Origin of the sequence: Pseudomonas ovata (assembly GCF_003131185.1) — a bacterium.
In the GTDB taxonomy this organism is placed as follows: domain Bacteria; phylum Pseudomonadota; class Gammaproteobacteria; order Pseudomonadales; family Pseudomonadaceae; genus Aquipseudomonas; species Aquipseudomonas ovata.
The window spans coordinates 87,259-98,902 of sequence record NZ_QFFU01000007.1 but is presented as its reverse complement, the minus strand read 5'-3'; the positions used below and the strand labels follow the sequence as shown (position 1 = coordinate 98,902).

The 11,644-nt window shown below is 62.9% G+C and carries 9 protein-coding genes and 1 other RNA gene; 7 read left to right on the top strand and 3 right to left on the bottom strand.

The genetic code is table 11. The features are described 5' to 3' along the window. Nucleotides 1-16 precede the first annotated feature (16 nt). From zipA to ffs, 4 genes are all read left to right on the top strand, one after another. Complete coding sequence (gene zipA / locus DGA31_RS12105; protein ID WP_109512689.1) at nucleotides 17-877, top strand: cell division protein ZipA; 861 nt, start codon at nucleotides 17-19, stop codon at nucleotides 875-877. 106 nt (nucleotides 878-983) lie between these two features. Beyond that, nucleotides 984-3,344, top strand: coding sequence for an NAD-dependent DNA ligase LigA (gene ligA / locus DGA31_RS12100; protein ID WP_109512688.1), 2,361 nt, complete (start codon nucleotides 984-986; stop codon nucleotides 3,342-3,344). An 85-nt stretch (nucleotides 3,345-3,429) separates the two neighbouring features. After that, the gene (locus DGA31_RS12095; protein ID WP_109512687.1) at nucleotides 3,430-4,596 is read left to right on the top strand and encodes a zinc-binding metallopeptidase family protein; all 1,167 of its coding nucleotides are present in this window, start codon (nucleotides 3,430-3,432) and stop codon (nucleotides 4,594-4,596) included. 202 nt (nucleotides 4,597-4,798) lie between these two features. Continuing rightward, nucleotides 4,799-4,895: signal recognition particle sRNA small type (gene ffs, locus DGA31_RS12090), an RNA gene on the top strand. Between the two features lie 269 nt (nucleotides 4,896-5,164). Here ffs and DGA31_RS12085 read toward each other — a convergent pair. After that, the gene (locus DGA31_RS12085) at nucleotides 5,165-5,725 is read right to left on the bottom strand and encodes a hypothetical protein (RefSeq protein ID WP_241509574.1); all 561 of its coding nucleotides are present in this window, start codon (nucleotides 5,723-5,725) and stop codon (nucleotides 5,165-5,167) included. Between the two features lie 177 nt (nucleotides 5,726-5,902). Here DGA31_RS12085 and DGA31_RS12080 point away from each other — a divergent pair, with 177 nt between their 5' ends. Then, nucleotides 5,903-6,973 carry a transketolase-like TK C-terminal-containing protein gene (locus DGA31_RS12080; protein WP_109512686.1) on the top strand — a complete coding sequence of 357 codons (1,071 nt, stop codon included), beginning with the start codon at nucleotides 5,903-5,905 and terminating at the stop codon, nucleotides 6,971-6,973. Here DGA31_RS12080 and DGA31_RS12075 read toward each other — a convergent pair. Further along, complete coding sequence (locus tag DGA31_RS12075; RefSeq protein ID WP_056840290.1) at nucleotides 6,958-7,416, bottom strand: MarR family winged helix-turn-helix transcriptional regulator; 459 nt, start codon at nucleotides 7,414-7,416, stop codon at nucleotides 6,958-6,960. The two genes, DGA31_RS12080 and DGA31_RS12075, sit on opposite strands and share 16 nt — an antisense overlap. A gap of 132 nt (nucleotides 7,417-7,548) precedes the next feature. Here DGA31_RS12075 and aceE point away from each other — a divergent pair, with 132 nt between their 5' ends. Both aceE and DGA31_RS12065 read left to right on the top strand, forming a co-directional pair. Further along, the gene (aceE, locus tag DGA31_RS12070; RefSeq protein WP_109512685.1) at nucleotides 7,549-10,218 is read left to right on the top strand and encodes a pyruvate dehydrogenase (acetyl-transferring), homodimeric type; all 2,670 of its coding nucleotides are present in this window, start codon (nucleotides 7,549-7,551) and stop codon (nucleotides 10,216-10,218) included. Nucleotides 10,219-10,341: 123 nt separating this feature from the next. After that, nucleotides 10,342-11,064, top strand: coding sequence for a GNAT family N-acetyltransferase (locus DGA31_RS12065; protein WP_109512684.1), 723 nt, complete (start codon nucleotides 10,342-10,344; stop codon nucleotides 11,062-11,064). On the opposite strand, the gene DGA31_RS12060 is transcribed toward DGA31_RS12065, so the two are convergent. Further along, nucleotides 11,050-11,562 carry an N-acetylmuramoyl-L-alanine amidase gene (locus tag DGA31_RS12060; RefSeq protein WP_082481699.1) on the bottom strand — a complete coding sequence of 171 codons (513 nt, stop codon included), beginning with the start codon at nucleotides 11,560-11,562 and terminating at the stop codon, nucleotides 11,050-11,052. The two genes, DGA31_RS12065 and DGA31_RS12060, sit on opposite strands and share 15 nt — an antisense overlap. Nucleotides 11,563-11,644: the final 82 nt, after the last annotated feature.

The following is an 11,644-nucleotide window of genomic DNA, read 5'->3' as shown; positions in this document are numbered from 1 at the left end:
AGAGGCACGGGATTACATGGAAATCGGTCTGCGCGAGTGGCTGATCGTCATCGGCATCATTGTCATCGCCGGTATTCTCTTTGACGGCTGGCGCCGCATGCGCGGCGGCAAGGGAAAATTGAAATTCAGGCTCGACCGCAGCGTCTCCCATACCGCGGATGAGGACGATACGCCATCGTCCGCCGATCTGCTGGGTCCTCCCCGCGTGCTGGACACCCATAAAGAGCCGCAGCTTGACGAACACGACCTGCCTTCGGTCAGTGGCGAGGCGCGTGAGCCGCGACGTCGCTACAACGACACCCGAAAGCGCAAGGACGAACCGGCGTCGGGCAATCTTGACCTGGTGGATGACGGCCCGAGCCTGTTCTCGGCCCGTGACGACGAGGTTGTCGAGGACAAGCCTGCGGTGCGTGCCGCAGCCACTGAAGACAAGGACCAGGTGCCTCTGGAAGAAGTCCTGGTCATCAGTGTCATCTCCCGTGACGAAGGCGGCTTCAGGGGGCCGGCATTGCTGCAGAACATCCTTGAAAGCGGCCTGCGTTTCGGTGAAATGGACATCTTCCACCGTCACGAAAGCATGGCCGGCAACGGCGAGATCTGGTTTTCGATGGCCAATGCGGTCAAGCCCGGTGTGTTCGACCTGGACGATATCGACCATTTCAGCACCCGTGCGGTGAGCTTCTTCCTTGGCTTGCCAGGTCCGCGCCATCCCAAGCAGGCATTCGATGTCATGGTCGCGGCCGCGCGCAAGCTGGCGCACGAACTCGACGGCGAGCTCAAGGATGATCAGCGCAGTGTATTGACGGCGCAGACCATCGAACACTACCGCCAGCGTATTGTCGAATTCGAGCGTCGCGCACTGACTCAGCGTCGCTGAGTGCCTGGGCCGGGCGCGACAGGATGAACCGCGCCCGCGTCCACTCATCTTCTTCTACTGATCGAGCAGCCCCGGCTGCTCTTTTGCTTTTTGAGAGAACCCGACCATGAAGGCCGCCGAAACCCGAATCCTGGAACTGCGCACGGAACTGGATCAGCACAATTACCGTTATCACGTGCTCGACGAGCCCAGCATTCCGGATGTCGAGTACGACCGCCTGTTTCATGAGCTCAAGGCGCTGGAAGCCGAGAACCCGCACCTGGTAACCCCTGACTCGCCGACCCAGCGGGTCGGCAGCGCGGCCCTGACAGCGTTTACCCAGGTGCGCCACGAAGTGCCGATGCTCAGCCTGGGCAACGCCTTCGAGGACGATGACCTGCGCGACTTCGATCGCCGCGTGGGCGAGGGGCTGGACCTGCCGGCGGGTGACCTGTTCGGCGCCGGTGCCACGGTGCAGTACAGCTGCGAGCCCAAGCTCGACGGCCTGGCCGTGAGCCTGTTGTATCGCGACGGTGCGCTGGTACGGGGCGCGACCCGTGGCGACGGCACCACCGGTGAAGACATCAGCGTCAATGTGCGCACCATCCGCAATGTGCCGCTCAAGCTGCATGGCAGCGGCTGGCCGCCGTTGCTGGAAGTGCGCGGCGAAGTGTTCATGTCCAAGGCCGGCTTTGAAAAACTCAATGCCAGCCAGCTTGAAGCGGGTGGCAAGGTCTTTGCCAACCCGCGCAATGCGGCGGCCGGCAGCCTGCGCCAGCTGGACTCGAAAATCACCGCCAGCCGCCCCCTGGAGTTCTGCTGCTACGGCCTGGGCCAGGTGTCGGCAGACATTGCCGACACCCACGTCGGCCTGCTCAACCAGCTCAAGGAGTGGGGCCTGCCGATCAGTCGCGAATTGCGCCTGGCCAACGGCGTCGAAGAGTGCCTGGCCTATTACCGCGACATCGGCGAGCGGCGCCTGAGCCTGGCCTACGAGATCGATGGCGTGGTGTTCAAGGTCAATACCCTGGCCTCCCAGCGCGAACTGGGCTTCCGCTCGCGCGAGCCACGCTGGGCGATCGCTCACAAGTTTCCGGCACTCGAAGAACTCACCGAACTGCTGGACGTTGAGTTTCAGGTAGGCCGCACCGGCGCGGTGACGCCGGTGGCGCGGCTCAAGCCGGTCAAGGTGGCCGGCGTGATCGTCTCCAACGCAACCTTGCACAACATGGATGAAGTGGCGCGCCTGGATGTCATGATCGGCGACACGGTGATCATTCGCCGGGCCGGCGATGTGATTCCGCAGGTCGTGCAGGTGGTGACCGAGCGCCGTCCGGCTGATGCCCGCCCGGTGCAGGTGCCGCAAACCTGCCCGGTGTGCGGCTCGCATGTCGAGCGTACGCAGTTGATCAAGCGCAGCAAGGGCAAGCAGACCCTCAGCGAGGGCGCGGTGTATCGTTGCATCGGCCGGCTGGCCTGCGGCGCGCAGCTCAAGCAGGCAATCATCCACTACGTGTCGCGCCGGGCCATGGACATCGAAGGCCTGGGCGACAAGACCATCGAACAACTGGTCGATGAAAAGCTCATCGGCTCGCCTGCCGACCTGTATGCCCTGCAGTACGAGCAGATCATCGACCTGGAAGGGTTTGCCGAGGTGTCCAGCAAAAAGCTGCTCAAGGCCATCGACGACAGCCGGCAGCCTTCGCTGGAGCGCTTTATCTATGCGCTGGGCATTCCCGATGTGGGCGAGGGCACCGCCAAGGGCCTGGCCCGCGCGCTGGGTTCGCTCGAAAGGGTCAAGCAGGCCTTGCCGCAGGTGCTCACCTACCTGCCGGATGTCGGTCTGGAAGTGGCGCATGAAATCCATAACTTCTTCGAGGACGAGCACAACCGCAACGTGATCGATGCGTTGCTGGGTGAGCGTGGCCTGCAATTGCAGGAAGAGGGTGAGCTGGGCGCCGAGTTTGCCGCCAGCGCGACCCTCGACAGCCTGCTCGACAAACTGCACATCCCTTCGGTCGGGCCGGGCGGGGCGCTGAAGCTGGCCGAGCGCTTCGGCACGCTGGACAACGTGATCGAGGCCGACTGGCTGGACATGCGCCAGGCCCTGGCGGAAAAACAGGCGAAATCGGTGCGCGAGTTCTTCGATGTGCCGGCCAATGCCGAGCTGGCCAGGACCCTTGAGGCCCAGCTCAAGACTTTCGGCATGCACTGGCAGAGCGAGAAAAAGACCGTCGAAGGCCTGCCGCTGGCCGGCCAGAGCTGGGTATTGACCGGCAGCCTGGAGCGCATGAGCCGCGACACTGCCAAGGACAAGCTCGAAAGCCTGGGCGCCAAGGTGTCCGGCTCGGTGTCTGGCAAGACCCACACCGTGGTGGCCGGCCCCGGTGCCGGTTCAAAGCTGACCAAAGCCAATGAATTGGGGGTCAAGGTGCTCGACGAGGACGCGTTCATCGAGTTCCTGGCCGGGCAGGGCATCGATTTATAAACCGCTTGGCTTGCCAGTCTTGTATCGACGGAACCCCTGTAAGTGGCCATGATCTAGTCATGCAGGCCACTAGGGGAAATCCGCCATGTTTCAATTTTTCGAGCAATTGAGTTCGCGTATCGCTGCGCCATTCATCGGTGAAACACGGCGCAACAGCAAGGTCTGGTCATGCCGTTGCGGCCAGTCGGTGTTTTTTCCCAATACCCGGTGCCTGGCCTGCGAGGCCGCACTGGGGTATCTGCCCCAGCAGAGCCGGGTGGTGGCGCTGGAGCCGGCCGGCGAGCCGGACACCTGGCGGCTGAGTGACGAGCCAGGCATCGGCCTGTACCGGCGCTGTGCCAACCTGCAGACACCTGCAGCATGCAACTGGTTGTTCCCGGCGCATGATCTGGGCGAGTTCTGTGTGGCGTGCAGCCTCAACCGTACCATTCCCGACCTTGCGGACGTTGAAAACCACGAGCGCTGGCGCAAGGTCGAGACCGCCAAGCGACGTATGGTGGCGCAATTGATCTCGCTGGGCCTGAAGGTTATCCCCAAGTCGGTGGACGAAGAGCGCGGTCTGGCGTTCGACTTCATTGGCGTCGACATCGAGGGCCGCAAGCCCACCACCGGCCACGCCAACGGCCTGATTACCCTGGACATCAAGGAAGCCGACGACGCCCACCGCGAAGCGGTGCGCGTGCAGATGCGCGAGCCCTATCGCACCTTGCTGGGCCACTTCCGTCACGAAGTAGGCCACTACTACTGGGATCAATTGATCGCCAATACGCATTGGGAAGAGGGCTTTCGCGGCCTGTTCGGCGACGAGCGCGCCAGCTACGCCGAAGCGCTGGATCGCCATTACGAGCAAGGTGCGCCGGCCGACTGGCAGGCACACTCGGTCAGTGCCTACGCCACCATGCACCCGTGGGAAGACTGGGCCGAAACCTGGGCGCACTACCTGCACATGATGGACGCTGTCGACACCGCCCTGGGCTTTGGCATGAGCGCCCGGGAAATGGAACTCGATTACCAGCCGTTCCCGCTCGACACTCTGTACGACCCGCAGCACCCCAGCGGTCCTGCATTCCTGTCGTTCGTCAACGCCTGGATCGAACTGGCCGGCATGCTCAACGAACTGTCACGCAGCATGGGTCAGCCGGACTTCTACCCGTTTGTCCTGCCGCCGGCCGTCATCGCCAAGCTGCACTTTATCCACTTGGTGATCCAGGAAGCCGGCGGCAAGGCCGATGAGGTGCTGCAAGCGGCTTGATCCGCGCTGTGTAGAACCGGCTTCAGCCGGGAAGCCGACGACGCAGACCCTGCGGCCGAGCCCTTCGCTGCTGAAGCCGGTCCTACAATGTTCACAAGTACTTGACCCTCTTCGAAATTTTAATCGCGCCAGAGGTTGTAACTTCGCGCCAGACCGGTACAATGGCGCGGCTTGCCACTGGCAAGTGTCGTTATGGTGGCCCCATCGGTCCCCTCGCAACGATTACCCGTGAACCTGGTCAGATCCGGAAGGAAGCAGCCATAGCGGGAACATTGTGTGCCGGGGTGTGGCTGGTGGGGTTGCCACCTTTCTCTAAGTCTTGGTTCTGCCAGAACTCGCGTCAAATACCCATAAGTGTGACAGCGTCCAGAGACGCCAGGCCGTGCAGCGCAAGCGCCGTGCCATCTCGTTTATTGCGTATCCAATACCTCACGCTATGACCCCTTGGCTATCGCCGTCGATCACGCGTTCAAGAAGCGGAGCTATTCAGTGCATGGCTCGTCCCCTGGATGTTCACATCTGGGTGAAGCCCAAGGGAGCGAGCAGCAAGGATCTGGTGTGTCAAGGCTCAGTTCTTCAATGAAACCTGCCTTGCGTCGATTTTCAGAAGGCTAAGGCGCTTGAGCAAGTCCATGATGTTCGCACGCGCGGATCCTTCGTTAGCCAGGCGCAGACGCTTGACGCCTATGAACGAGTCACCCACGCCGGCCGTGAAAGGGGTACGAATGATTTCGCGCATGATCACTTTGTCGGTGCTCGACTCTATCAAGGTGTATTCAACTTCGCTGGTCACTTGAAAATCCAGTCCGAATATAGGCTGCTCGACGCGCAACAGGTTGGCACGCAGGGCGTAAGGGGCTGAGCTTGTACCAAGCAAATTGGCATTGGCGAGCGATTGCTTCAATGCCGCGCCAAAATCCGGTGCGTCGATCTCCGAAGTCCACATCGGGTTGGTCTTATCCCCACCATTGACCTCGGTCAGGTTGACATTGTTTTGCAATGTCGGGTCGTAGGCATTTGTCCTGGCCTGATCGGTCGGTACTGACATGCCCGAAATCTGGGCTGGCGAGGCGCATCCCGTACAAAGAGCGATAAAGGCTGAAACCAGAAGCAGGCGAAGATAAAGCATCAAAGAAGTCCTTTTGAATGTGAGGTTCTGCGGTTGCGCAATAGTAGCACCGGGCTGTTTTTCAACCTGGATTCTGTGCATGACGGCCCTGTCATGCTGGAAAGCTTATGGTTGCATTTGCAATTATATTGGCTTATTCCTGTACGCCTCTGACCCGTGCGCAAGGAATCTGCCGCAATGGATATCCCGTCTTCACAAACCACGGCACCACCGGCCCTGGCTACCCAAGTGTGCATTCAGCGAATCGATCAATGGCATCTGGACAGTGTCGGCAGCACCCACTCGCCTTTGTCGAGCATTGCCAGCGCCCTGCACCGCCTCAGGCACGAGCCGCCCACCCGTGGTCGCTTGCACGTAGTCGACGACCGCAGCGAAAACCCTGGCACCGATGCACTCGCCAGCCTCTGGCCGCGCTGGTTCAGCGATCAGGCCAGCCAACAGCAGCCGGTGTTCTACCAGACCCGCTCGGCCACCTCGGCGCAGGTATCGATGCTGGCCAGCCAGTTGGGTGAGCGCGGCATCCTGCTCAACGACATCGAGTCTTCGCCTTCGCGCTGGGCCAAGGGCGCGCATCCCTGGCTGCCGCTGTGGCTGGCGGCCAATCGCGATTGCCTGCCCTACGACCCGGCCTGTGGCGCCGAAGCGCTGGCCATCCTGGGTGGTGCCCTGCAGGCCCTGTATATCGAGGCGCAGCCGGTCGTGTGCTACATGACCCTGCACGATGAGCCGGGCGAGGGCGCGGTATGTGACCGTCGTCAGGCCTGGCAGGGTTTGTATCGCTTGTCGTCGACCGCAGCAACGAGCGGCGCGCGGATCCGCCTGCTGGGTGCCGGGCGAATGCTGCGTGAAGTGCGGGCTGCCGCACGTTTGCTTGAGCAGGACTGGGACGTGGCCTGCGAGGTCTGGAGTGCGCCCAGCTACACCCGGTTGGCGCGCGAGGCCGAGGCGGCGCAGCACTGGAACCGTCGTCATCGCGACCAGACGCCACGTCGCAGCCATTTGCACGATTGCCTGGCGGCCAGCCATGCGCCGGTGCTGGCGGTGACCGGTTATGCCGGGTTTGTGGCCGCGCAGATCGGCGCCCATCTGCAAGCACCGTTCAGTGCCCTGGGCGCTGATAGCCTGGCGCCCGGCCAGCGCCTTGATCGGCATTGGCTGGTGTTCAGTGCCCTGCAACTGCTGGGGCGTGAAGGGCCGTCAGACGCGGAAAGGCCGGAGCAGGCCCGGCAACGCTACCGTTTGTTCTGAAGGTGCTGGCGGGCCTTGCCGATGGTCGTTTCCAGAGCGGCGGCAAAAGTTTGTTGCTGCTCGTCATCGAAAGCCGACAGAAACAGCTCGTTGACTGCCTGTTCGTACACCGCCCACATACGTTTGCGCAGGCTGCGCCCGCGGTCGGTGATGCAGGCCGTGGCGCCACGGCCGTCTTCGACTGCCTTGATGCGCTGCACCAGCCCGTCCTTTTCGAGCCGGTCGACCAAGCGGGTCAGGTTGTAGCGCTCGATGGCCATGACGTCGGCCAGCTCGTGCATGCGTCGGCAGCCATCCGGGCCGCTCTCTATACCCCACAAGGCGTCGTACCAGGCGTATGGCGGGAGTTTTTCATCGGCCAGGCGCCGCTCGATTTCACGGATCAGACTGCGGTGGGCACGCACGAAATTGAACCAAAGGTCGGCAGTGGGGAGGACGGCCATGCAGGCTCCAGAAAGGATGGGTCAGTAATTGCAGTTGCAATCATACCGGCGTTAGCGATAGATTCAATTGCAACTGCAATCAAATGGCCGGACGCATCGACGCTGGCCGCTGCCTGTCCAGGAGGATGTCCGATGGCGCAAAGCTACCTACCCCGTGATGCCGACCCCCAGGAAACCCGCGAGTGGCTCGACTCGATCGCCTCGGTGGTCGAGGCCGAAGGCCGTCCGCGTGCGCATTTTCTCATCGACCAGTTGCTGGACTTCGATGTGTCGTTGCATGGTGACTTTCATGGTCGGGTCACCACGCCCTACGTCAACAGCATCAGCCCTGAGCGTGAGCAGCCTTATCCGGGCGACCTGGCAATGGAGAAGCGCCTGAATGCCTACATTCGCTGGAACGCGCTGGCCATGGTGCTGCGCGCCGGCAAGCACTCCGGCGTGGGCGGGCACATTGCGACCTATGCCTCGGCGGCGGTGCTGTACGACGTCGGCTTCGAGCATTTTTTCCGTGGCCGCACCGAGGCCTTCGGCGGCGACATGGTTTATATCCAGGGCCATTCGTCACCGGGCATCTATGGGCGGGCTTACCTTGAAAGGCGGCTGGACGAAACGCAGCTCGACAACTTTCGCCGCGAGACCGACGGCGCGGGCATTTCGTCCTATCCGCATCCACGGTTGATGCCCGATTTCTGGCAATTCCCCACTGTGTCCATGGGGCTGGGCCCGATCACGGCGGCGTATCAGGCACGCTTCATGCGCTACCTCGAAAACCGCGAGCTCAAGGCGCATCAGGGCCGTAAGGTCTGGGCCTTTCTGGGCGATGGCGAGATGGACCAGCCCGAATCGCTGGCGGCCATCTCTTTGGCCGGGCGCGAGAAACTCGACAACCTGATCTTCGTGGTCAACTGCAACCTGCAGCGCCTGGACGGCCCGGTGCGCGGCAATGCCAAGGTGATCCAGGAGTTCGAAAGCCTGTACCGCGCCGCCGGCTGGAATGTGATCAAGGTCATCTGGGGCGGCGGCTGGGATGCCTTGCTTGAAAAGGACAAGAGCGGCCTGCTGCGCCAGCGCATGATGGAATGCGTGGACGGCGACTACCAGACCTACAAGTCGCAGAACGGCGCCTATGTGCGCGAGCACTTCTTCGGCAAATACCCCGAGTTGCTGGAACTGGTCAGCGACCTGAGCGACGAACAGATCTGGAAGCTGTCGCGTGGCGGCCACGACCCGCTCAAGGTCTATAACGCCTACAGCGCCGCCATGCGCCAGAAAGGCCGGCCTACGGTGATCCTGGCCAAGACGGTCAAGGGCTTCGGCATGGGCGAGGCCGGCGAAGGGCAGAATATCAACCATCAGCTCAAGAAAATGGGCGCTGAGGCGGTCAAGGCGTTCAGCGACCGTTTCGGCCTGGAGCTGTCTGAAGCGCAGTTGGGTGAAATGCCGTACCTGCGCCCGGCGCCCGACAGCCCCGAGGCGCGTTACCTGCAAGCGCGGCGCGACAGCCTGGGCGGGCATGTGCCGGCGCGCCAGGCACAGGTCGAGCCGCTGCGCATCCCGCCATTGTCGGCCCTGGCCGGCCAGCTCAAGGGCACTGGTGAACGGGCCATTTCCACCACCATGGCCTTCGTGCGCATCCTCGGCACCTTGCTCAAGGACCCGAATATCGGTCGCCTGGTGGTGCCTATCGTGCCTGATGAGTCGCGTACCTTCGGCATGGAAAGCCTGTTCCGCCAGATCGGCATTCATTCCCATGTCGGCCAGCTCTACACCCCGCAAGACGCCGGTACGCTGTCGTACTACAAGGAGAGCACCGACGGCCAGATCCTGCAGGAGGGCCTGAACGAGTCGGGCGCCACCTCCTCGTGGATCGCGGCTGGCACTGCATACGCCAACCACGGCGTCATGACCCTGCCGTTCTATATCTTCTATTCGATGTTCGGCTTCCAGCGCGTGGGCGACCTGCTCTGGGCGGCCGGCGATGCCCGTGTGCGGGGCTTTCTGCTGGGCGCCACGTCGGGGCGCACCACATTGATGGGCGAAGGCCTGCAGCATGATGACGGCCACAGCCACGTGATGTCGGCCACCGTGCCGTGCTGCCTCTCTTACGACCCGACCTACAGCTACGAGCTGGCGGTGATCGTGCACGACGGCATGCGGCGCATGTTCGTCGAGCAACAGGATGTCTATTACTACATCACGGTGCTCAACGAAAACTACGCCCACCCCGACATGCCCGAGGGCGTAGAGGCGGGCATCATCAAGGGGCTGTATCGCCTGCCGGTCGAGCGTGCGGTCAATGGCGCGCGGCATGTGCAACTGATGGGCAGCGGGGCGATTCTGCCCGAGGTGATTGCTGCCGGCGAAATCCTGGCGCAGGACTACGGCGTCAGCAGCGAACTGTGGAGTGCCACCAGCCTGACCGAGGTCCGCCGCGAGGCGCAGGCGGCAGAGCGCTGGAACCTGCTGCACCCGCTGGAGGCGCCGCAGGTGCCGTATGTGCGCCAGGTGCTTGAGGGTCATCCGGGGCCGGTGGTGGTGGCCACCGACTACATGAAGATTCATGCCGACCAGATCCGGCCCTGGCTGGGTGATCGACGTTTTGTCGGGCTGGGCACCGACGGCTTCGGCCAGTCCGACACCCGCGAAGCCCTGCGCCGGCACTTCGAGGTCGACCGGCAGTTCATCGTGCTGGCCGCGCTCAAGGCCCTGGCCGATGACGGCGTGATCGAACGCCAGGTGGTGGCCCAGGCCTTGGTCGACCTGGGCATCAACGCTGAAAAGATCGACCCGGTCAGCGTCTGATCCGGCCCGCCAGATCAGCAGGCAGGCGTGGAGGCGGGCAAGCCGTCTTCACGGCGCCGCCGCGCGCAACCGCGCCTCAGCGGGTATCATGCAGGCCTGTCCACCGCGAGCCTGCCTTTATCCATGTTCACCATCACCCGCCTGGAAAATCCCCCGCCCGAGTCGATCAAAAGCCAGATCATGCAGATGGTCATCGATTATGTGACCGACATTGGCATGGTCGGCATTGTGCCGAGCAACCCCCTGTACCCGCTTTACCAGTACGGCGTCGGCTTCGAGGTCAATCGCTACCAGGAAGCCATGGACGGCTCGCTGGGGTTGTCGGTGGAGTTGATCCTGGCGCTGGACGCCGAAGACCCGGCCACGGTGATCGGCTTTCTGTTGTACCTGCCCTATGAAGACGATCCCGATGCCTGCGCGGTGGCCTACATGGCCGTGCTGGCCAACCGGCGTCGCCAGGGTGTGGCGCGGGGCATGTTGACGGCCATGCTGGCGCGCTATCCGCATGCAGAACTGGCCTGCTTTGCCAGCAAGGTGCCGTGCTTCGAGGCCTTGGGCTTCCAGGTATTGGGCGCACGCGGCCCGCAAGTGCTGATGAACACCCGCGACCACGCCTCGAACGGGCGCCTGGCAGTGCTGGATGTCGAGCCGATCTACCGCAGCGAGGAAGTCATGCAGATCCACACCTACCTGCTCAACCAGCAGGGCCGGCGGGCGATGAGCGACGCCGAGAAGAACCGCGACCGGCACCTGGACCGCCTGGCGCGCCAGGCCGATGCGCTGGTGGTCGAACGCTTGGGCGAGGGCGCCCTGGCCCCCGCCCAGCGCCCGTTACGCCTGGTGTAGACGCTCGGCCCACCACGCATTCACATCGAAGCACGGGCAGGCCTTGATGAACTCGTCGGGCGTAATCTGCCCGTCGCCATTGCGGTCCGGCGACAGGTCGCGATGGCCAAGCAGGCGTGCCTGCGGGTAGCGGGCCTGCAAGGCGCTGAGCAATCGGGCCAGCGTGTCGAACTGCAAGGCCGTGAAGTTGTTTTGCGGCCGGTTGGCAGCATCCACGCCACCGGCCAGGCAGATGCCGATGGAGCGGCTGTTATAGCCTTTGACATGGGCGCCGGTCTCGCTTTCGCGCCGGCCCTGTTGCAGGCGGCCATCGCGGCAGACGACATAGTGATAACCCACCGCATCAAAGCCGCGTTGCCGGTGCCAGCGATCAATGTCTGCTACGCCGATATCGAGTGTCGGGGCAGTGGCCGAGCAGTGCACGACCAGCAGGTCGGTGCCTTCGCGGTCTGGCAGGCGCGGGGTGTCGAGCGGGGTGGTGAAGGTTGGAAAGGTCATGAACGGGCTTCCTTGGAGTGAGAGGAAGCCCTGACTGAATAGAAAGCCTGAGCCTGTGTCTGTCAGGCAATTCTGCAATAAA